The organism is Chryseobacterium sp. LAM-KRS1 (genome assembly GCF_013184525.1).
Taxonomy (GTDB): domain Bacteria; phylum Bacteroidota; class Bacteroidia; order Flavobacteriales; family Weeksellaceae; genus Chryseobacterium; species Chryseobacterium proteolyticum.
In genome coordinates this window covers 320,999-344,349 of sequence record NZ_JAAOIZ010000006.1, presented here as the reverse complement: position 1 = coordinate 344,349, position 23,351 = coordinate 320,999, and the positions used below count along the sequence as shown (strand labels likewise).

At 38.0% G+C, this 23,351-nt stretch carries 20 protein-coding genes; all 20 read right to left on the bottom strand.

Annotated features, from left to right (window positions below; all coding sequences use genetic code 11):
* Positions 1-33: 33 nt before the first annotated feature.
* The gene (locus tag G9C87_RS19090) at positions 34-225 is read right to left on the bottom strand and encodes a hypothetical protein (protein ID WP_172284114.1); all 192 of its coding nucleotides are present in this window, start codon (positions 223-225) and stop codon (positions 34-36) included.
* A 20-nt stretch (positions 226-245) separates the two neighbouring features.
* The gene (locus tag G9C87_RS19085; RefSeq protein WP_172284112.1) at positions 246-428 is read right to left on the bottom strand and encodes a hypothetical protein; all 183 of its coding nucleotides are present in this window, start codon (positions 426-428) and stop codon (positions 246-248) included.
* Between the two features lie 53 nt (positions 429-481).
* Positions 482-895: an immunity 70 family protein gene (locus tag G9C87_RS19080; RefSeq protein ID WP_172284110.1), complete on the bottom strand. Its 414-nt coding sequence runs from the start codon at positions 893-895 to the stop codon at positions 482-484.
* Positions 896-920: 25 nt separating this feature from the next.
* Positions 921-2,477: a hypothetical protein gene (locus tag G9C87_RS19075; RefSeq protein ID WP_172284108.1), complete on the bottom strand. Its 1,557-nt coding sequence runs from the start codon at positions 2,475-2,477 to the stop codon at positions 921-923.
* Between the two features lies 1 nt (position 2,478).
* Positions 2,479-2,736 carry a hypothetical protein gene (locus tag G9C87_RS19070; RefSeq protein ID WP_172284107.1) on the bottom strand — a complete coding sequence of 86 codons (258 nt, stop codon included), beginning with the start codon at positions 2,734-2,736 and terminating at the stop codon, positions 2,479-2,481.
* Complete coding sequence (locus G9C87_RS19065; RefSeq protein ID WP_172284105.1) at positions 2,711-3,601, bottom strand: hypothetical protein; 891 nt, start codon at positions 3,599-3,601, stop codon at positions 2,711-2,713. The genes G9C87_RS19070 and G9C87_RS19065 overlap by 26 nt, the downstream gene beginning before the upstream one ends.
* Positions 3,602-3,609: 8 nt before the next feature.
* The gene (locus G9C87_RS19060; RefSeq protein WP_410499559.1) at positions 3,610-5,775 is read right to left on the bottom strand and encodes a type VI secretion system Vgr family protein; all 2,166 of its coding nucleotides are present in this window, start codon (positions 5,773-5,775) and stop codon (positions 3,610-3,612) included.
* 248 nt (positions 5,776-6,023) lie between these two features.
* On the bottom strand, positions 6,024-6,437 hold the full coding sequence (tssD, locus tag G9C87_RS19055) for a type VI secretion system tube protein TssD (protein ID WP_172284101.1): 414 nt from the start codon (positions 6,435-6,437) through the stop codon (positions 6,024-6,026).
* Positions 6,438-6,763: 326 nt separating this feature from the next.
* A complete protein-coding gene (locus G9C87_RS19050) occupies positions 6,764-9,097 on the bottom strand; it encodes a TonB-dependent receptor (RefSeq protein WP_172284099.1) in 2,334 nt (777 codons plus the stop codon).
* Between the two features lie 123 nt (positions 9,098-9,220).
* Entirely contained in the window at positions 9,221-10,216 is a 996-nt protein-coding gene (locus G9C87_RS19045) for a DUF2931 family protein (protein WP_228457051.1), read from the bottom strand.
* A 73-nt stretch (positions 10,217-10,289) separates the two neighbouring features.
* Complete coding sequence (locus G9C87_RS19040; RefSeq protein ID WP_172284097.1) at positions 10,290-11,258, bottom strand: hypothetical protein; 969 nt, start codon at positions 11,256-11,258, stop codon at positions 10,290-10,292.
* Positions 11,251-12,930 carry a T6SS phospholipase effector Tle1-like catalytic domain-containing protein gene (locus tag G9C87_RS19035; RefSeq protein ID WP_172284095.1) on the bottom strand — a complete coding sequence of 560 codons (1,680 nt, stop codon included), beginning with the start codon at positions 12,928-12,930 and terminating at the stop codon, positions 11,251-11,253. The genes G9C87_RS19040 and G9C87_RS19035 overlap by 8 nt, the downstream gene beginning before the upstream one ends.
* 2 nt (positions 12,931-12,932) lie before the next feature.
* Complete coding sequence (locus G9C87_RS19030; protein WP_172284093.1) at positions 12,933-14,870, bottom strand: type VI secretion system Vgr family protein; 1,938 nt, start codon at positions 14,868-14,870, stop codon at positions 12,933-12,935.
* A gap of 51 nt (positions 14,871-14,921) precedes the next feature.
* Positions 14,922-15,770 carry a lytic transglycosylase domain-containing protein gene (locus tag G9C87_RS19025; protein ID WP_172284092.1) on the bottom strand — a complete coding sequence of 283 codons (849 nt, stop codon included), beginning with the start codon at positions 15,768-15,770 and terminating at the stop codon, positions 14,922-14,924.
* Positions 15,771-15,830: 60 nt separating this feature from the next.
* Positions 15,831-18,326, bottom strand: coding sequence for an ATP-dependent Clp protease ATP-binding subunit (locus G9C87_RS19020; RefSeq protein ID WP_172284090.1), 2,496 nt, complete (start codon positions 18,324-18,326; stop codon positions 15,831-15,833).
* Between the two features lie 85 nt (positions 18,327-18,411).
* Positions 18,412-18,564, bottom strand: coding sequence for a hypothetical protein (locus G9C87_RS19015; protein WP_172284088.1), 153 nt, complete (start codon positions 18,562-18,564; stop codon positions 18,412-18,414).
* A 191-nt stretch (positions 18,565-18,755) separates the two neighbouring features.
* Positions 18,756-19,160, bottom strand: coding sequence for a type VI secretion system tube protein TssD (gene tssD, locus G9C87_RS19010; RefSeq protein ID WP_172284086.1), 405 nt, complete (start codon positions 19,158-19,160; stop codon positions 18,756-18,758).
* A gap of 267 nt (positions 19,161-19,427) precedes the next feature.
* Positions 19,428-21,827: a type VI secretion system protein TssR gene (gene tssR, locus G9C87_RS19005; RefSeq protein WP_172284084.1), complete on the bottom strand. Its 2,400-nt coding sequence runs from the start codon at positions 21,825-21,827 to the stop codon at positions 19,428-19,430.
* A 44-nt stretch (positions 21,828-21,871) separates the two neighbouring features.
* On the bottom strand, positions 21,872-22,783 hold the full coding sequence (locus G9C87_RS19000; protein ID WP_172284082.1) for a PKD domain-containing protein: 912 nt from the start codon (positions 22,781-22,783) through the stop codon (positions 21,872-21,874).
* A gap of 45 nt (positions 22,784-22,828) precedes the next feature.
* Complete coding sequence (tssO, locus tag G9C87_RS18995; RefSeq protein ID WP_172284081.1) at positions 22,829-23,350, bottom strand: type VI secretion system TssO; 522 nt, start codon at positions 23,348-23,350, stop codon at positions 22,829-22,831.
* Position 23,351: the final 1 nt, after the last annotated feature.

Genomic DNA, 23,351 nt, shown 5'->3' with positions numbered 1-23,351 from the left:
ATTTATATTTTATATGGGGTTGTATATTTTAAATTAAAAAATAAGGCAGTTCCTTACATTTCCCAGAAACACTCTTTTATTAAGAAATTTCATTTTATTATCTTCTATTTTATAAACCAGGCCAAAAGAATACCCTGAACCTTCATCAACATTATATACCTGAGAAACAATAGCATCAAAACTACCGTCTTTAAGAGTAATCTTATTACTGTAGATTAAAACCACCGTTTCTTCATCAATGCTTTCTATTCTTCTTCTGCCATTGCAATAGCTTCATCCAAAGAGTCCGCAATCATCTTTTTAATATTTTTTTCACCAAAATAAATAAATGGAGAAAACCGCACGCCATTCTGAATATTTTCAATCGCAATCTCTTCTCCTTTTTCTATTTCAGCTTGTAAGTCTTTTTCTAAATCTTCATATTCCATAAATCTTCATTTCTCTTGGTAAGCTTTGTTTTTTAATATACTTCTAGTAAAGATTACATACTATGGATATTAATATCTTTATTAACACTTTTTGCAGCATCAAAGGCTTTATAGAAGACATTAAAAAGATCTTCACCATCATTGGTATAAAAATAATTGGACAGATCGGTTATTCTTTCGGCAATATTATCTCCCCAAGGTGGTTGTTTCGACAGATCCTCAATATCCCACACTATCATAGATGGTGAATATTCTTCCAATTCTTTTTGGATCGTTTTTAATTCATTAATTGCTTCATCTACCTTATCTGCGGGTAAAGTTTTATAATACAATTCATTCATTAGCAATGGAAATCTACTGCCCCATTTATTATTTTCCAGATTATAAGCAATTGTAGAAAAAAAAGAATGTAAAAAATCACCCGTGCCTATCTTATAAAATATAGGTCCTACCTTTAATCCTGTCATTATTTATTTTTTATAAATATATTAATTATTGAATAAAAATTACCTCCAGATTCGGACAACTCTTTTGAATACTAGATTCTAACTGAACTAATGCCTCAGGAGACATATTTTGACCTCTAACATCAATTACTGCTGTCTGTCTTGTTCCTGGCGGAAGATTTTGTAATCTGTCTGTATATTGTCTGTTAAGCTCATTCGTTAAATTTCTTCGACCCGTATTAGATGTGACATCATAATTTTTCACCTCAACACTATGTCCTGTATTATATAAATCAGGCCTTGTACTTCCTTCCGTTCCATACGGCACTTCTTTGCCATCAATGAAACTTTTTTGAGTATCATAACCAGGATACATTTGTTCCGCATCAATTTCACTTTTTCTCCAGCTTGGTCGATTTGTATCATTTGGGTTATTAGGATTAGGTTCGGTTGGTTCTGCAACCTGGGCATTAGGATCCTTAACGAATTTATGAGTTTGAGAATCTTTTAATCTTCCATTGCTATCCCTATAGGTACCAGGCGGATCGCCAGGCTGACTACTTTCATAAGAATTTGCTTCCCCTCCTTCATTGGGTTTTGTTGTTGTTTCTCCTTGTCCTTTGCTTCCATTAGCTCCTTCTTCTTCAGGCGTTTTGTTTCCTTCTTCTTTAGAAGTATTATTTCCATCTTTATCGCCTCCACTATTCTGCTCTTTAATGGGCGGTGCAGGTTCCTTTACTTTTATATTTAATAAATATAAAAACAGAAGATAGTCAGAAGGATGAGCCTGTCCTGTAAAAATACGCTGTCCCATACCAATTTCCGGAATTCCTCCATTGACTAAAACAGCTCCGGCGTCCCCGGCATCCTGAACATTTCCATAAGCATGCTCATTAGCCAGCGCATTTAATCCGAACAATGCACGGCTGCCTCCCCAAATTCCGGTAAAACTTCCGGCAACGTTTGAGAGAACACTGGAAAAGGTTGGCGCTGCTACGGCTAGTGATCCGCCTGCCAATCCTGATGCAAGAAATCCTCCGGCTCCTACCGCCGCACCACCAAGGGCACAGCCTGCAAGCTGAGTAACATAATTAAAGCTACCCAAAGCTAAAGCATGGGTCCAGCTTTTGATTTCAGGAGCAAATTTCACCACTCCACCTATAGAACAGGTCATGGTACGGTCTCCTGTAATACCTGGAGTGCCTGTAAGAAGAAGATTATTTTTACTGGCATCCCATGTTCTTGCCGTCGCATTTTTTTGCCCACACTTCAATGCTCCGTCTACGGCTGCAATAACTCCTCCTGCAACCCCAGCAGCTGCGCCTATAGCCATCATTCCGATAAGACCTATAGCAGCAACTCCTCCCGTGCCAACGATCAATGCAACTACTACCACTACAGCCACAGCAGTTAAAAGTGCAGCCCAAAGCATATTCTTTGTACAGCCGAAATCGATCCAGCTGCTTGTAGCGGTATCCGCTACAGTGATATAGACTTCTCCTGAGCTTTTTTTATTGCTTTTTCTGGTTCCCTGTAGTTGTGCAGGCATCGCACCACTGGAGCACATCCAAAAATCTTTTTCTGTAATAATCTTATGTCCCATATTACAGTCTTTTTAGGGTTTGTTTTCGAGTATGGGCTTTTATCCTGTTTCTATCATCGATCCGCTGATGTTCAATTCCGTAAACGGTTTTTCTGATAAATTTCTCCTGATCTTTTTCATATTCTTTAGCCATAAAGATGAAAAAGCTTTTAATACAGTTTTTCCTGTCGAATTTTAAATTAAATCCGAGGCGGTAATTTCTTATAGAAATGCTCTTTATATAAGACTTTACATCAGGAAGTCGCTGTATTGTATTCATCTGACATTTTATATTTAAGAATTTCGTCGCTATAAAATGTATATTTCAATTTTGCATAAAGATTTTCAGGATCGGCAATTTCTTCTCTCGTAAGGGAAGCTTCTATGATTCTTCCTGTAGATTTTTCCGTTCTGTAAATCCCTTTTTCATTGAGTGAGGTTTCCAGTTTGGAAACATCGATCTGATTGGAAAACTGAATATACGCCCGGTTATAAAATCCTATGTTCAATAAAATGGATGGTTCTCCGGAAAGTTCTACAATCATTTCATCGGAAGACAGTAATGGGTTACTGCTATTCTTCAGGTCAAAACTCCAGTGTACATTGGCTGAATTAAAAAGGTTTAATGCATTTTCCTTGTAATTTCCCGGGATTTTCCGTCCATAGATTTTATTAAAATACATCAGGAAAAATTCATTATTCTGAATGCCTTCTATCAGCTTCTTTTCATCCTGGAAGATGTTATCATTTAAGATAATCGCATTTTTAATTTCAGGATTATTTTCTGCAATCTTTTCCATTTCAGCCTTGGTCTGCTGCCACTTTGAACGAATGACATTCATATTGGAAACTTCCACGACTTTGCCTTCACTATTTATGGTCAGATATAATTCATTATACAACCTGGAAAACGCATTCGTAAGTGCTGCCACCTCTTTAATTAGAGGATTATTGGCTTCAAGAAGAATGTGGTCCAGAACAATTATTTTTACTTTAATATGATCCTCTGCTACCTGTAGAACGGTGAAATCCCATCTTAACTGAGAACGGGAAATCATGTGTACATTTACCGCTTTAATATCTGAATCTATTATAAGAGTATATTGTTCAGAAAATTTATCTTTTATGTTGAATGATTCACTCATAGATCTGTTTAATTAATAAATGCGTCCCCACCATCGATCTTGGTCTGTCCGCCACCGAGATGATTGGCAGGAGATGAAAGATCAATTCCTTTGGTACCTACAACTCCGATTCCTTCTCCACTGATTCCAATGATCTTTCCGCTGAGGATAATTGTTCCGTCAGCTTTTAATGTAATTGAACTGGCACCTGTCTTGATGGTTACATTCGTGTCGCATTCTAAAGATATATTTCCGGCATTATCCATTGAAAATACAGAATTGGCACCACCGCCATCTTTACTTCCGACATTGATGACATTTTTGCTACCTGTATTTACTGTATTGTTATTACCTACTTTTACTGTCTTATTATTATTGGCATTGGTCGTTGCATTACCGGCACCATCAAACTTCATATTCGCACCTCCCTGATCCGTTAAAAAAACAGAACCAGCTCCGTCATCCAATTCCAGTTTATTACCACTTCTGCTGCTTAAGCTTTTAATATTATTTCCTGCTCCACCGCCACCGCCAACACCTCCGTGAAACATACCTCCCATAACAAAAGGACGGTCCGGATGTTGATGAACGAAATTAACCACAACCTGATCGCCGACTTCAGGGATGGCCATAAATCCACGATTTTTGCTTACTTTTTCACTTCCTCCACCATCGGGAGTCATCACTCTGATAAATTCCGTGGTTGCAGATCCGTTTTGCCAGTCAAACTGTACCTGTACACGACCCTGGTTTAAGGGATCGGTATTGGAGATCACTTTGGCAAACTGAGGTTCTGCTTTAGGGGTTTCAAACTCCGGCCGTGGAATAAATCCTGTATCAGATGCAATCGCATCAAATGTTCCTGTATAATATCCTCTTGCATCTACCTCATGAGTCATATCTATGATCATGAGTTTCGTGAAATAAGAGGTTTCATTACTGTCTGTTTTCCGCATCTCAATATCGGCAGTACATCCTGGATACAGGAAAGGAACAGTAGTGGTTCCTGAAGTAATGAAAACACTGGATGCTTTACTTCCCGCAGTACCTTTTTGGGATGCGTCAATGTCCATAAATGATGAAGCCTTAATCGGAGCTACTCTCAGAGATGGCGTTGTAAATGTTTTTTCTGAAATTTCGTATGCACGCTTGGCAATATCTGAAGTATGGGTAATTTTTGAATTACCAGTGGTTAGTTTTTCATTCTTACTGCTGTTATACCCATAAAAAGTAGGATTAACATGCTGAGCCTTCATTCTTATTTTTATATCCTGAACGCTGCTGCCATAAGTAAGCTTGATTGGTTTTTCCTGAGGCGGCAATTTTCCGAAATGAAGAACTTCACCGTCATAATAGAATTGCTCACCATAGGCTTCGGCAATTCTTGCAAGATAATTATAATGGGTTTCCTCATATTGGGAGCTGTAAGAGACATTTCCATGTTGTGAATCAACCCGGAAGTCAAACTTATTTTGTCCCAATCCTTCTTTTATAACCTGATCTGCGATGCTATTTAAGCTTATTTCTTTACCTCCTCCAAAGCTCTGGATATGAGGAGCCGCATCAAGCAGAACGGTAGGGCTTGATCCCGTAAGTACTACATTTCCAAGGCTGCCCTTCTCCTGGCTAAAACCTACTTCGGTAATAACCCCTACAAAACTTCTTTCAGGTCCATCTTCAACGTCTTTGTATTTAAATACGACAGTGATTCTTTTTCCAAGGAAATTTTGGGCTTCTTCAAGGTTATGGTTTTCCGGATTTCCCAGTGTATCATGAGCGAGCATTAAATCGAATTCATGATGTCTTGTAGCACTCTGTTTAAGCTTAAAGTGTTTAAAATGTTTTACAATTTTTCCTTCAATAATAATATCAAGTTTCACCACCCTATTGATACCCATGATCTGGCTTTGAGGGAGCGCATTCGCATTATGTATTTTGGAAGTAGGTTGCTTGGACCATACTTTATCTTCTATAACAGAAGGAGCTGTAGGCTGTACAACCTGGTTCATAAAAAGACCGGAGGCATTTTGCGCCATGCCTGAATAAGCCTGTGCTTGGGATAGCTTTTGGGTTATTTTCTGAACTTTCGGATTTGCTTTTTCCTGTATTTTTTCACTACCCTTTTGTATTGCCTGTGTTTTCACTGTATCTCCCAGTTGTTCTGCAGGACCTTTTATATTTTTGGGCGCCGACATTTTCGGCGATTGACCATCCTTAAACATAATCTTACTATTTGAATTGATTAGCTGATGTTGTGAAATAAAATCATCTTATGATCAGATAATTTTCTATATTCCCTCTAAACCAAAAATCATAAACACCTAATTAATAGATATATATGATATTTTTATAGAGTTACGGATCTCAAAACGAAAAAACAGAATAGTCAACTCTGGTGAGTAAACTATTCTGTACCAATTTTATTTTTACTAGGATGGTTTAATTAATTGCTGCTTCCACCTGGCCAGATACCTTCATAGATACCGTTACCATAATGGATTTTTTCTGCACTTACGATGAAGCTGATCAGCATACTGTTGTCATCCACAGCATCAAAGTCTACTTCGTGCTGAATAACATATCCGTTCTCCCATGTCAAAGTAATTAATGTTCCTTCTTCGTGAGATTTATTGAAAGTAACTTCACCTGTTGTAGGCTTGTATTTCCCGTTAAGTAAGCTTTCTAAGATGTCAGATTTTTCTGTAGCTTCGATCGTTAATTTGATGATTGCGTTGGAAGGGTCAGAAGCTACACGTCCTGAAACGTCTGTAGATCTTGATACGCTGTAATTAAGCTTTAATAATTTCTGACCTTCGCCTCCGTTGAATTTTAAGATTCCTCTTGAATTTGCTGCCATGATTTGTAAATTTTAATCGTTAATATTTTGTGATGTGGTGTTCAATTGTATAGCAAATATAGATTGCTTATTCTTAATCTGAAACTTTTTGATCACCTATCTGAGTTTTTGTAGTAATTCTACGATTTGGTGTAGTAATTCTACGACAATAGAAATAAACAACACATTAAAACACTTATAATCAACTAATTATAATTAAAATTCAGTCAATATATCTAATTATTTTTAACACCCAGCCGAGAGATATTAACAAAAAATTAATAAAATTTAGAAGGTGTTAACATAAGATTAGATTCAAAAAAAGCTGTGAAAATCACAGCTTAAATTTAAAATTTATATGCAATACTCCCGAGGACCTGGGTCGGATTTTGTGGAGTTAATCTTACCGACCATGTTTTTTCATTGGTCAGGTTATTCACTTTTATTCCTGCTCTGAAATTTTTATGATCATAAAAGACTGTAGCATCTAAAGTAGTATATGCCGGGATAATAACTTTAGCTGTTGTCGTATTGGTCTGGAAAGAATGATTTCCTTTATTTCCTCCAAAACCCACTCCGAGTCCTTTTAATTCTCCCGCCATGATTTGATAGCTCATCCATAAATTGTAAAGATTGGATGGTCCGGATAAAGCAGGACGCAACCCATTGATTTTTTCTTCTGCTTTGGTCATTTTACTGTCATTATAGGCATATCCAGCAATAATATTGAATCCACGAAAAGGGTTTGCAGTAAATTCTACCTCTACTCCTTTACTTCTCTGCCCTCCGTCTTGTAAAGAATACAGATTATTAACAGGATCAGGTCGCACCATATTTTTTACATCAATATCATAATAGCTCACTGTTCCTACCAGCTTATGTCCAAAAAGGTCTCCCTTTATTCCTATTTCTTTCTGGTTTGCCTGTTCCGGTTTGAAAGTGTTTCCGTTGATATCTGATCCTCCTTTATTGGTAAATCCATTCATATAGTTTCCGAAAATGGATACTTTGTCTTTTACCACCTGGTAAACCAAACCGAATTTTGGGGAAAAATTAGTCTGCCAGTAATCACCTGAGTTTACATTTTTAGCAATATCGGTAACTCCAAGATTTTGATATCGGTCTGCCCTCAGACTTACCATAGCCAGAAATCTGTCGGTAATATTGAAGACATCGGATGCATAAATAGCATAGCTGTTGTCTCCATTTTTTTCGATCCTTGGGGTTCCTGAACTAGCAAGATTATCTATCGTAGATTGATTGGCTGAATAGGTCGTATTGCTAGTAAAATCAAATGGAGCACCTGTCACCGTTACCCTGTCGAAACTATTCGCATTGTTGTAATAATCCAGCCCAATGATCAATCTGTTTCTATGTCCTGAAATCTGAAAGTCCCCAATAAAATTTTGTTGAATATTGGTCGCAATGAAATTGGTATTTCCCTTCATCACCTGTAAGCTTGCTTTTGTATCAGAAGTCCCATTGATGGCAGTAATGTATCCGTCTATGGTCGATCTTGCCCGTGAGAAAACGGTTTGAGATGTCCAGTGATCAGAAATCTTATAGTTCATTTGTGCAAAAATATTCATCATTTCTGTTTCATAAGCAATATCATTGCTTCCAAATAACCGGTTATAAGGAAATCCCATATCAGCAATAGATTGTACTTTATTGCTTTTCAGGTAAGGATTAAACCTCACAACAGAGGTAGCCTTCTCGTGACCATATTCGATGTCAAATAAAAGAGAAAGCCTGTCATTGATCTGATAGGAAATAGAGGGTGCCATTGAGATCGCATTACTAAATCCAAGATCCTGAAAGCTTTTCTGGTACGTGGCCGCACCATTTAACCGGAAAAGAATGGTCTTATCCTTATTCACTGGTGTATTAATATCTGCAGTAAACCTGTTGTAGTTCCAGCTTCCTGCCGTATAGGACACTTCTCCTCCGAAACCATTATACGGCTTTTTGGTTACCCTGTTAAATAAACCTCCATATGTCGACAGATTTGAGCCAAATAAGGTTGCCGAAGGTCCTTTAATAGCTTCAATTTTTTCAAGGTTTGCCGGATCAATGGTAGTGTAGGCAAAACCTGAGATCCCGTTTCTTACCATAGGCTCCGTGGTAAATCCACGGGAAAGGAATGTAACACGTCCCTGATTGGCAAGCATGGGAATTCCGGAACCCGGAATATTTTTTGAGATACTTCCCAGATTAACTGCAATCTGTTCCTGAATCAACTCTTTTGGAACACTGAGGTAAACCTGCGGGGTTTCGATATTTTTCAAGGGAAGCTTGGAAACATAAGGACTTTCCTTTTTAGAAAACTTATTGGTGACCGTAGATAAAGTAATTTCCTGAATAACGGAAATATTTTCTTTCTCCAGCTGGTAATTGACCACTGCTGGTTCATTCTGCTTTACATGTACTCCTACAATTTTCTCATTGGAGCCAATAACCTGTATTTTAAGGTGGTAATCTCCTTCCGGCAATTCATTAAAACTGAAGTTACCATTCTGATCAGTTAGGGTATGCTTATGAGTCTCTATCAGCTCTATGGTCGCTTCGGAGAGATTATCTCCATTATACTGTTTGAGAGTCCCGGAGATAGATCCTGAATTTTGGGCAAAAGCCCAACCCAAGCCCCCGAAAAAAAAGGCAACAATAACGGCACGTTTCATTTAGTCAATTTTTCAGCCGCAAATGTAAGTTTTATTTATACTAAGTAAAAATAAGAATAGGTAACATTGATTAAAATCATGTCCTTGTTCAAAAAGAAAAACCTTCTTTTATTTCTCTATTGATTATTTATAAGAATCGTGAAACTCTTTTTCAGTCTTGAAAATCCTTATGCTATCAGCCGGAAAAGGCTCCCCATTCAGAGAGATCTGAAATCCGCTGTTATCAGGAGCTATTGTTAGTTCAAGATTTCCCTTGCTTCCTGTTTTCCTGAAGGCTTCATTTGCTTTTTCCCAACTAAAAAAAGCACGCCCCAGGTATTGTTGTCCTTTTCCTGTTTCCCAGGTAAAGTTCAATTCTTTAGGTATTGCCCTTTCTTTGATCTGAATGTTATTAATCCATGGACGAAGCATCACTTCTGTTTCACCATTGTAAAAATCCAGGTTCATATCAAATAAGCGGAGTCCTTTATTCTGGGAGGTAATCAAAGGTTTCCAGGAATACTTTGTTCTATAATTATCCCATGTAACGGGTGATGCATCAGGATTAAAATCCCTTTTTTTAACCTCTTCTCTGGTCATGCTCCATTTCGCAAACAGCTTTTTCTCAAGCTCTTTATCATTTTTTACTACATCGGCCTGAAACCTGCCTAATTCTATTTGAACAGCACGAAAACGAAGCCATACAACTACCATTCCCTTGGGAGCAAAACCAAAAACCAAAGTTGAAAAGCTATTGTAAGGATTTTGTGCACTTCCAAAAGTTTCATTTCGTCCCAGGTTTTTATATTCCTGAAGTTCTTCGGTGTAAAGAGGAGCTTCACTTTGTGCATAAGCCCGTTCCATATAGTCTTTAATTTTATCTTCCGGAAAGTCCGCTTTCAGATGGTAAAAAGTATCTTCATACCCTGCATAGTAAGTAATATCAGCTCCAATCGGAGTTCCATGCTGCTCGGTCCATCCTTTTCCGGATGTCCCCCATTCACCTGATGTTCCGCCATAAGGCAAGCTGGCAGGAATGCCTTCGAGGGTTATGATCTTATCATCAACGAACTCTATTCTATATGGATTGGCTGGAGCACATATTTCTACCTGAAACTGGGGTATTTCTTTTTCTTTCATTTTCTGACAGCTTATATTTTGGGCAAAAATTGCCAATAAAAACAATATCTTAATAAATCTCATATCAATTTCATTATTTTTGAGAAGCGGGTTGTACAGGAAGCGGGGGATCAGAATCATTGCTTTCTTCCCTTATCAGTGCCGGATCCTTCAAACATTTTGCGACAAGGAAGTTTTGGGGATCATCTCTGTATTTCAGTTCTTTAGCCGGCTTCTGTTTTATTTTAACATATGGATAAATGATCCTGAGATGCTGATCGTTTGTACTATTCTTTTTTTCGTATTGATTTTTATTTTTGTTAAAAGAATAAGTTCCCAGATCTATTTTATCCTGAACAATATGATAATCTTCATTCAAATATATCTTATCCTGATCGAAAATTGAATATATTTTGTCGAATTTCGCCAGTATATTTTCCGGTTTTTCTTCTTCAATATCAGTGGTGTTTCCCAACTTAAGCGGTGAGCGGCGCACGAGGTTACTATCTTTAATGTGTCCCTCCTTAATCGTAATGATGCCATTAAGTTCAGAAATATCCTGTTCTTTTTCAAGAAAGAATAACAACAGATCGTTGCTCATATTGTCCAGCGGAAATACATTTACAACATCAGCGTTATTTTTTACGGTCAGATCCTGTACTTTATTTTGAAATGGAATGAAGTAACCAGTTTGTCCGCAATCTTCGGTAAGGCGGACAGGACGCAGAATATCTGATTCTGTACTCATGTATATCTTGTTCCGGATGATCTGCTGATCGGTAATAATCAATCGGTTTTCACCAGGAGTTTTCCTACTATATAAGAGGTATTCTGATTTTGGGTGGATAGGATTAAAAACCAAAGCATTATTTTGTATTGACGCTCTTCCAATAGCAACCGTGGACGCTCCTATCGCAACAAACCGGTTATCAGGAAAAATATACAGATAAATCTGCTTTTCTCCAAAATAATATTGTCCGGTTATGTCTGGCGTTTTCTGACCATAATTATAATTAAAAATGAGTACTAAAAATAAATAGATCAATCTTTTCAGCTTATCCATCCTGTATATTCCTTTTTCTGTATTTCGCTTCCAATGCGCCTCTTTCCTTAGGAGCATTATCATTAGGTCTTGTATCTAACCCAATCTGATTGGTCTTAGCAGACCAATGAAGGTACTGATTTCTAAGTATTTTCAGATCTTCTTTATCGATATGCCCTAAATAGGAAATAGCTTTAATATCCTTTATATAACGGGAAGAGGAAGAGGTATCCCCTGAATTATATGCTTCTATATATTTATTCCGGAGATCATTGCATGCATTCATATATGTGGATAACTGCGAATAGATCTTCTTCATAAAGCTGTCATTTATTTTATGATTTTTTTCGATGACATCTTCCAGATACTTAATATCATTATTTCTGGAATAATGAAACATTTGGTTTAAGGGAATTTTATCATACATATTGGAAAGCTTCCTTGTTCCTACCAAACCATAATATTGTGCTCCTTTATTCCACCACCGGTCATAATTGACGTCTTTTTGGTAAAAATATTTAATTTTCAATTGGTCTTCATGATACCAGCCTTCTTCTACAACAATTTTTTTAAATGCTTCACACTCTTTATGCGTTTCTACATTCTGATAAGGATCATAAGGATCACAATACAACACGGAAATTTCCTCTCCAATGCCGTAGGACCCTCCAATATCGGAGTGAACTCCCGGAAGGGTAAATTCCAGACCATACAATCCTGTACTATTGATGTTAGTAAGGTCAAAATTATCCCTGTATTCATCATCAGAAGCCAACTGCAGGGCAAACTGTACTTTCCCTCTTCCAATGGTATCCAGCCCCAGCTGTTTGGTATCATTATCAATACCAAAGCCCCCTCTGTGATTAAGTCCATAGGACGCTACCGTATCATATAGCCCGGCAAATCTGAATCTGATCTCTTTAACCTCCAGTCCCTGCGCCAGGAGACAAGCTCCAAAATAACCATGTTGATTTATAAATGCATCTTTGGATCCATCTTTATCACTGATGGTCAGATATCCGTCTTTGATGTCTTCAGGTGGAAAAACCTGCAGGACTTTTCCAAAGTTAGAATAAGAGACATAAGCTTTTGAGTTGGCTACATGTACAAAATGTCTTGCCGCCGCTGCTCCGCGGCTAAACCCGAACACATTTACAGTTAGAATATTGATCGGCCTAATGTTATTTTTTAATTTATCTACAATCGCCTGTGCTCCCTTTAAACATCCTTTAGCCACCTTGGCGACTACTCCTGTGCTTCCGGTACCTTGTGCAACTCCTTTCAGGATACTATCGCTTTCTTTATCTTCTGTTCCGATCCCCTCAATGTACCACGACACCTGGTTATCCGCATTGGGATCTATAGCGTCATATCCTTTCGCTACGTTCGTAAATTCATTGTTGTAGCTATCATCCTTATCGCTGCTGGCTTCCTTAAAACCTCCACCCAGCATGGTATTGGTTTTATTATTCTGGGTTCCGTCAAAAAAAAGATTCAAGCTGATATCAATCGAATTTACGGGCTTATCATTGGGGTTTACTTTTTGTGCCTGTCCATAGCTTACCCCGGAATCCTTGCCTTTCTGCTCTACCGAAACCGAACTGTTATGCTCTATGCCTTCCTTGGCGTAGGTTAAATAATTCCCTCCGGTTCTCGTAGTCGTCTTACCTTCTACAAAATACTCGATGCTCATGACTAGTGATTTTTAGATTTCTCACCACTATTGTTTTGAACTTCTTTTTCAGCGTGATGTTCTACTTTTCCTTCACTATTGACCTCAACTCCTTTTAAGCTGGTCAGCTTGTGTTCTTTTTCTCCGTATACCTCCATGTCTCCTTTCACATAATGGCTCATTTTTCCAATGACATTGGTTGTAAAATCCGCTCCGGTAGTCACATATTTCATAGACCCTACGCTTTCCGTATTATTGAGCATTATTTTATCCATTTTGTTCATCCCGACATAGGTATTCATATTTTCTCCAACATTAATATTCATATTCCGGCAGTTCAATGTCATGGTTTCAGGAGCTGTGATTGTGATGTTACTTCCGGTGGTGTCCAAATGGATCTTATTTCCCGATTTATCCGTAATAATGATGCTTTCATCTTCTGTAAAAATAATACGGTGCCCACTTCTTGTCTGAATGGATTTTACACGGTTATCTACTCCTCCTCCTAAACCTACACCACCATGAAACATTCCCCCCATTACAAACGGGCGGTCAGGATGGCTGTGAACAAAATTGACCATCACCTGGTCTCCTACTTCCGGTACGGCTACGTAGCCTCTGTTTTGAGTAATCTGATCCGTTCCCCCTGCATCAGGAGTCATTACGCGGATAAAATGGGTAATATCATTAGTCTGCCAGTCAAATCTTACCTGTACCCGTCCCTGGTTTTCAGGATCGGCATTGGAAATTACAGTGGCAATCTGTGGTTCTGCTTTCGGAATTTTAAAATCCGGTTTTGGTAAAAATCCGGTGTCCGATGCAATGCCTTCAAAGCTTCCCTGATAATGACCGATTGTATCGATTTCATGGGTGGTTTCGGTGACCATAATCCTGGTGAAATAATCACTTTCATTGGTATCAGGCTTACGCATCTGCACATCTACAATACATCCCGGATGTAAAAAAGGCACCGTAGTTTTTCCGGAAATGGAAAAAACACTTACCGCTTCACTCCCCGCAGCACTTTTCTGGGAATATTCCACATCAAGGTGTGTTGACGCTTTTACAGGTGCTACCTGCAGAGCCGGTGTTTTGAAGATTTTATCATTATGGGCATACGCTGTTTTGGCAAGATCACTTACATGCTGGATCGGTGTTTCACCGGAAGTAAGCTTTTCATTTCTACTGCTGTTGTATCCATAAAACTGAGGCTTTGTATGAACTGCTTTCAGTTCTACTTTTACATCATTGGCATTACTCCCGTAGGTAAGTTTGATCGGTTTATTTTGAGCAGGAAGCTTTCCAAAATGCAAGACTTCTCCATCATAGAAAAATTGTTCACCGTAAGCTTCCGCCATTCTCGCCAGATAGTTATAATGGGTTTCATCATACTGACTGCTATAAACAATCTGGGAATAATCATTAGTATCTATCCTGATATCAAACCGGCTTTTATCGATGCCCTGTTTAATCACTTCCTCTGCAATAATCCCCATATTAACGGCCTGGTCACCTCCAAAACTCTGAATATGCGGAGCACCGTCCAAAAGGATGGTAGGGCTATATCCTGTTAAAACAATGTTCCCAAGGCTCATTTGCTCCTGGCTGAATCCCACTCCTGTAATTACTCCTACAAACGTTCTTTCGGGACTGTTTTCTATGTCTTTGTAAGAAATCACAGTTGTAAGACGCTTACCCAAAAATTTATTGGCTTCTTCCAAAGTATGTGTTTGTCTTCCTCCAAGTGCATCGTGCGCTAAAGTAAGCGTAAACTCGTGGTGACGTTGTGCACTTTGCTTCAAAGTGAAATGCTTATAGTATCTGATCACATTTCCTTCGATCACAAGAGACAATTTTACGAGACGGTTGATCCCCGTATGATGGCTCTCCGAAACGCGATCAGCATTTTGTGAAGGACGAAAAGAAGGATTTTGGGATATGTTGGGTGATTTTGTTTTCATATAAACTGCATTTGGATCGTTAAACATTATTATTAAACCTTAATCATTACTTTATTTCTTCCTGACAGAGCGGCTCAGTATTTTATTCTTTTTTAAAAGAAAATCAGGCATGAGATCTACCGGCAGATAGAATATGCTTTCGCCGCTTTGCTTGAGCTCATCCATGATTCCCGGATTCCAGGTAAGTATTTTATCTACATCTACGTCCAGTTCTTCGGCTATAATACTTAAGTCAAACCCGGCATTGATATCTGTTTCAGCTAAATTAGGTGCGGTATATTGGCCTGTTCTGTTTTCAAATATCATATTCATGCGTGAATTGTTATAATCATTCAGAACGCTTTGCAATTCACCTGTGGCATAGCAGGCATTTAAATATTTTTTAACATGGTTTATTGTTTCTCCGGGAAGATATTTACTAAAAATATGATATTGCGAAGATCCCGCAGCATCCATTGCTCTTGAAATATTACCCTCGCCACAGTTATAAGCTGCAACTACAGTTACCCAGTTGTTGTATTTTTTGTATAGCTTCCCCAGGGAAATCACCGCTGTTTTGGTACTTCTGTATAAATCCGAACGGCTTTGCTCAGAAAGACCGTATTGATTGGCATGTGCCGTCATAAACTGCCATACACCTACCGCACCGGCACCGGAAATTTGTTTCCGGTCAAAACCGGATTCAATCAGGGCTAAATTTCTAAGATGCCTTGGTAACCCTTTTTGAGAAAGTGAATACTCTATAAATTCTACAATCTCTTTGTTCGAACTGATGATACTTTTATATCTTCTCACACTGTTTTCGGAAGTATCAGAAGCTGAAAGAAACTGCCCATTTACAAAATGAGAAGAAATCAGCAACAACATTCCGGTTACAATATGTTTGAAATTAAATTTCATTGTACTAATAACTATTTTAAATTAAAAATAAAAACATTTTAAAATGGATTTATCTTAACACTACGCCACACTCCATGTCAGTTTGTCCTCTTCAGCATTCCAGCCTACATGGATTGTCTGCCCGGATTTTACTTCTTCACGAACGATCATTTTGGAAATAGGTCTGGCCAGCTGTGCACGGATAACACCTGAGATCTGCCTTGCTCCATATTTACTGCTAAAGCCTCCAAGTGCAAGATTTTTTACAGCCTCGTCACTTATTGTAAGCGTCATACCCAGTCTGGTTAGTGAAGTATGGAGTGATTTCAGCTGAATATTAAAGATCCTTTCTGCAATAGATTCGGTAATTGGTGCAAAAGGAATGATCTCCGTAATCCTTGCCAAAAATTCCGGTCTGAATCTTCCGGAGTTCGACATGATCTGCATTAATGAAGAGGATTCAGGAACCTTACCTTCTTCAAATTGCTTTACAATTTCTTCACTTCCGATGTTGGAAGTAAATAATATAAGGGCGTTACTGAAATCTCCTTCCTTTCCGAGTTTATCATGCACTTTACCCTCATCCATAATCTGAAGGAATACATCAAAAACTGAATGGTGGGCTTTTTCAATTTCATCAAATAAAACCACTGTATACGGTTGCTGTCTTATTTTATTAACCAGCATTCCTCCTTCTTCATATCCTACATATCCCGGAGGAGCTCCATAAAGCAGGGCTGCGGAATGTTCTTCTTTAAATTCAGACATATCGAAACGCACCATCGCTTTCTCATCATTAAAAAGAAGTTCAGCCATTGATTTGGCCAGCTCTGTTTTTCCTGTTCCTGTAGGTCCCAGTAAGAAGAATGATCCTATTGGCTGACCTGGCTTGTTCAGTCCGCTTCTGTTTTCAACGATAGCATCAGAAAGGATCTTTAAGGCATGATCCTGCCCGACTACACGGTTCATAAGAAGAGATTCCATATTAAGAAGTTTCTCTTTTTCCTGTGCCTGAATCTTACCTATCGGAATATTTGTTTTTGCAGCCATCACTGCGGCCAGTTCCAGACGGTCAACTTTTTCTCTTTTTATGGAAGCATGCTGAAGAAGCTCAGTATAGGTATCATCGATGATCTTTTTAATCTGGTCTACAGGCATTGAGTTATCGATCGCAGGTTGCTCACTCAACGATCCCCACAAAATAGGGCTGATCTTATCCCTTAACAAATTATAAGTCCATATCAGCTCATCTGCCTGATCCTTAGCATCAGGATATTCTTCTTTTAGAATTTCTTCATAACTTTCTTTCCAGCTTTCCAGCTCTTTTTCGGAAAGTTCATCAAGCATTTTGATGGCAGCCATAGTCCTGTCCAGCAGATCAATCGCCGCATCAGGAAGTTTTTTACCTTTTGCATAGCGCTTCGCTAAACGTACACATTCCGGAAGGGCTGTTTTTTCAACCTCAATATTATGGTGTTTTTTGTAACCTTCAAGAAGAACATCGATCATTTTCACACAGGTTTTCTCATCCGGTTCATTTACCGTCAATACCTCAAAGCGTCTGTTAAACGCCTGTTCAGGTTCGATGATCTTCCGGTATTCCTCCTGAGTGGTAGCTCCGATAACCGTGATCTCGCCTCTTGCTAATTCAGGCTTCAGTAAATTGGCAACATTTCCGATGCTCCCCTTTGGATCTAAAAGTGTATGAATTTCATCAATGAATAAAATAGCTTTTTCAATCTTTTTACATTCATTAATTACTTTCTTAAGGCGATCTTCAATTTCACCTTTATAGGATGTTCCTGCCAGCAGTGCTCCTGTGTCCAACTCCAATAAAGTGGCATTTTTTAGCATTTCCGGAACATTTCCCTTGATAATTTCAGTAGCAAAGCCTTCTACTAAAGCTGTTTTACCAACTCCGGGCTCACCAATGATAATCACATTAGGTTTACTTCTTCGGCAAAGGATCTCTACTAGCATCCTCAATTCTTTGTCCCGTCCGATAATATTTTCCAATGTCCCTTGTCTCGCCTGTGCTGTTCTGTCTACACAATAGTTTTTGATCGAAGGAAATGAGGCGTCCGTAAAATCCGAAGTATTGGAAAAAAGAGACGAAAATTCACCATCTTCCGCTGTGCCGTAAGGCATATCCTTCCTGTATAGGGCGAATATCTCATGCTCTCTTAAGGGAAGGGATTTCAACTGCTGCAATGTAAATGCAACCTGAGGCTTTACAATAGCAGTAAGTATACAAATAGGAGTGATCTCATCAAGTCCAAGTTTCAGCCTGATGTCATCTGCCTCTTCGGTAATTTTATCTACGTATTCATCTTGTCCCACATCATCAGGAAGATGGGTTGTTTTAGGATAATCTTCTATGCGAACATCGGCCCATTCGTAAAAGTATCCAGGGTCTTTATCAATATTTTTCAGAAATTCATTAAGTCCTATATCTTTGTGCATCAAAGCCTGTAAAAGATGTGGAGCTCCATATGTGGCATTATAATTTTCTCTTGCAATGGATTGTGCAATATGAAAAAGCTGTTTTACGGTTTCGTTGGTTACTAGTACTCCCATTGATAATGTTCTTATTAATATGTTTTGTGTTGTTGTATGCAAATAGTTTCACGTCTGCCTGTACAGTTCATCAGCAGGAATGTTCTTACATTAAAATATCATGAGCCTCATCAGCAGTAATATGATCAGAATAGGGTCTTATTGGTAAAGTACACATCTGCAGATCCTTAATGAATCTGCCGGGTTTCTGTGATAAACGGAAAGAAATTCCGTAGGTATGTTCAGGTATCGGTAGCATATTTTTGCGATTGTGGTGAGGCTTAAAGGTAAAAAAAAATATCCAATCAGGATTTCTTTTAGGCAAAGTATTCCCTGATAAAGATTTCAGATTGTCTTTTCTGTGGGTATCTAAATTATCTCAGGCAAAAAAGACTGTCTTTTTATGGACAGTCTTTTTCTATGAATGTGGATTAAATGTGCCTTTTTTAATTAGCTTGATGGCCATAGACCTTCATAAATACCCTGACCATAATGAATGGTCTCAGCGCTTACGATAAAGCTGATCAGCATACTGTTTTCATCTACTGCATCGAAATCTACTTCATGCTGAATAACATATCCGTTTTCCCACTTTAAAGTAATTAAAGTACCTTCTTCATGAGATTTGTTAAATGTAACTTCTCCGGTGGTCGGCTTATATTTTCCATTAAGTAAGCTTTCCAGAATATCAGATTTTTCCGTTGCCTCTACTGTAAGTTTTATAAGTGCATTTGAAGGATCTGATGCTACCCTTCCCGATACATCTGTAGATCTGGAAACGCTATAGTTAAGTTTTAATAGTTTTTGACCCTCGCCTCCGTTGAATTTTAAAATCCCTCTAGAATTTGCTGCCATGATTGTAAATTTTTAATCGTTAATTGTATATTGTAACTCAATGAATGTACAACAAATATAGTACCCCTGCTGCTTTTATAAAAGTTTTCAAATGGATTTTTACAAATTTGTAGTAGTTCTACGATCATCGATGTAGCAACATTTTAGAACTCCCTGGCAATGATTCTTTTGCAATAATCCGGAATTGATAATCCGGAGATATTTCTTCAGGATTTCAATATGTGTAAATACAAAAAAGGCGGAAATAATTCCGCCCTATAATTGATTTTAATGTTTTGTATACTCTGGTTCCTCTACCGGAAGCATGGTCGGCATAAAATATTCATTTAGCCAATAGAAAGTCTGTCCGTTTTGCTGGATTTTCACCGCCGGATTATTTCTGTGAGTAAGCAATCTTTCTCCCAATTCTTTGTAGTTAAGGAAATATTTTCTTACTGTTTCATTTAGAACGATCTTAGATTTTCTCCAGCCCTTAAGCTTATATTTTGACATTAGTTCCTCTTCAGACAAATCGAAACCTGTCGTCAATCCCACCGCATAAGACATAGGCTGCTCATAAAGATCACCTTTATCTAAGAATTTTGCTGTCGGATTATATTTTTTAACAAGACGAACATATTCTTTAATTGCTTTTGACTGGTTGAAGTCTGCTCTTGCCGGACCAGTTTTCTCATATACTTCCCTGTAGAAAGCTTTTAGGTTATCATATTCTGTTTCAGAGATCAGAATTCCTTTTTCAAGACCTGGTTTATAATCTTTAAGATCTTTTGGAATATACCCTTTTACCAGGAACGGACTTCCGTAATTGATCAGCTGAGCGGCAATTCCCGCCGGAACGCGATTGGTAAGTCCCGGATACAGATATTTATATTTCAAATCCACATCTGTTCTTCCTGCTCCTACTGAGGAATGGAAATAAGCATTCAGGGAATTATCGATCGACATATTATCCATGGTTACCTGTGAAATTAAACTATCAACTGATTTTTTCAGATAGCCCGGTGTCGTTACATCTCCTTTTTTAGGGAATATTACAAATCCCTGAGACATACTTTGCTTTGGATAGTCTAAAGAGAAGAAGCCTTCATCTCCTTCCACAAGGTTAAAGTTATTCTTAGTTAAAACATCATTCTGGTTAATGATTTTTTGCTTTTTCAGCTCAGCAATATTTTTTGCCGTATTGGAAACAACATTCTGCCCCAGCAAAACGAAGTCATTATACGTATCAGATGATCTAGAGCTCGTCTGGAACATGATCAGCCTTGCCTGTGCTTGCGTAAGAGAATTGATTACTCCATACATATTCCCGCTCTGGTTGGCAGATGTCCCCACTGTAATTACAAGGTTCGTTTCATCAGGAACCGTTGAAAGAAGATTTCCTGCCGCCGTTAAACCTTCACTTACGGGTTGATATCCACTGTTGGTAGGACAATTCATCTCATTAATCTTATCTTCTATGAAAGAGATTATTTTACTGTAATCAGTATTTAAGCTGGAAACAGCTACATTATCTCCGCAAGAATTGTTTTTATAGAGAACCACTCCATATTTTACAGAATTGAAATAAGAAGGCTTTTCAAATCTTAACTGCAGGTCCTGTAACAGGGACTTTACAATCGGAGCATAGAGTGCATTAGGTGCACTGATATCTAAAGCAAAAACAATGTTGATGTTTTTATTTCTTTCCGTGATCTCACGATAACGATCAAAATAAATAGGTTCTCCCAATACATTTAAGACATAATTCTTACTGTAGTCCAGGATATTGGTAAAATATTTGGTTTTAGAATCCGGAGTTGGTGCTTCTTTTAATGCAAGCTTAACAGGGTAAATATTTTCAAGTGGCGTTCTCTTATTAACATCCGTAAGAAGAATTGCAGTCCTGCTTGCGGCATCACTACCTCCCGGCGCTCCTTCATGTAACCCTAAAGCCGTTTCTGTAACACCGGTTGTATTCTTCATTTTTACTGCAGAACGTTCCCCCCATGCTGAAATCACATTGGAACTTACCCAGCCATACAATCCTGTACTGATACTATCGATGTCAATATTCGGTTTTTTACCCACTAAAAATCTTTTGTTATTCTCAGCTTGTTTGTAAACATATACAATTTGACCGTTAGGTATCTTTACATTCGCATTTTCGATCAGACTTGGAGAGTTGAACACCATGATCGAATCATTTTTATAATATCTTTCAGCACTTCTGATAACATCACTATTGCTTGGTACCACAGCAACTCTTACCGGATAACCGGTCTTTTCATCTTTTAAAGAGCTGTTCCAAAGCAATAGCTCGGACTCAGGAATCCATCCATAGGTCTTAATAGCCTTCGAAGAAACTTTTTTCATTAAAGCATCCGGAATATACTCGGCTACTTTTACCATGCCGTCTCTATGCTTTAAGACCATTAAAGGTTCTAAGAATTTTACTTCTTTATATGATTTTTCGTCATTTTTATCAAGATAAGCCGTATTTCTGGAACGATCCGAAATGGCAATCCATGGAACGGACTTCTTTGGATAACCATTCATCACTGAGGCATTATCAATTTGCCCGTATTGCGTTGGCTCCGGAGTTCTTTTCGATGGTAATTTTACCTGACAGCTGGTCAGTAAAAATGAAACTCCGATATAATATGCTGCTAGAGGAAATTTATTTTTCATCCTATTTTCTTTTATAATTTGGTGTGCCCGATACAGGGTTGTAATTATTTACTTTGGTTAATATCCACTTTGGTTACACAATTCTGTGTATCATCAAAATTTACCTTAACGGTCTGAATAACATTATTTTTATCAAACTGAAGTCCCGCGCAATACATGTAAAAGTTATTTACTTTACTGTCATTCACCTTCACAACCGTATTCTCATTATTACAAAGGTATTTCTGAAGAAGGTAATTATAGTGTGAATTGAAATTACTCCCGTTGGCAATCTGCTGCAAATGATATTTAAAATCATTATCGATTTTTGCATAAGCGTCTTCTACGCTTACATCCTGATCATTTAATGCATCATAAGAAGGATCAATTCTAATGTGGTGTATAATCGGTTCAATGCTTTCATCGGTGTATAAAGTAACAATATAATCTCCCGGTTCTTTATAGGAGTAGATTGCTAGCTTATCTTTAGAATCTGTAGTTCCGCTTTCCCCGAATTTCCAGCTGAACTGTTTAGCATCGGAGATCGCACGAAACTGTACATTCTCGAATTGCATAGCCCGTAATGGTGCATCTATGGTTGTTTTTACCATCGCTGTATCTTTTGCTTTCTGAATTGCTCTGGCAGAAACCAGTACAGGGAAGGACTTAGAGTATTTATTATCGATAATAAGCGTTACCGGATAATATCCCGGTTTGTTATAAAAGTGGATACCACTGCTTTTCTCAGAAGTTGTCCCGTCTCCGAAGTTCCATTTTTTGCTTTTGGCAAATTGTGTTTTATCTTCAAATACCAATGTATCCCCTACACTTAATGTAGATGGATATACAACCCCTACAATATCATCTGCAGAATGAATGACCTTTTTCTGCAACCAGAGTGCAACAAGAGCCGCAATCAGCAATGTCGCTATAACACCGATAATAATGTTCTTTTTGTTCTTTTGAAAATAATTCATAGTTATAATGTGATGTGTGATTGATTGAGTATTAGTTTTTACCGTTTACTGGGTTCTTTCTTTTAATGCATTCTGTCGCTGAAAGACACGGTCTTTGGTTTCTTTAAGTCCGATCAGGCAATCCTGATACTGTTTTTGAAAGAGTTTGATATCTTCTGTAGTTCTTGAGATGATCTTTTTGTCCTCAAAATACATTTTATAGAATTGTGCAATCTGGGGATAAGCATCTTTTCTGATGTCTATATATTCCGGACCAAAGCTGTTATTAATATCATTAATCCCTGTCTGAATAGAATTTTCCACAAAAGGTTCTGTGGTTTCATCCGTAAGTCTGCTCACCTGGATGAAAGTACTATCCTGCAAACGCTGGGTTAATTTTTGTTGCTGATCAAATTTGGCTTTTTGTTCAAGTTTCTGAATGGCAATAATATCATCTTCAGAAAATGGCGATTTGAATCTTTTCAGGAAAATAATTCCTAAAAATATGAGTGCTGCCAAAAGCATTAAAATCAAATAAAAAAATTGATATTGCTTTTCTTTTTTGGATAATGTGATGTGTCCCTGCATA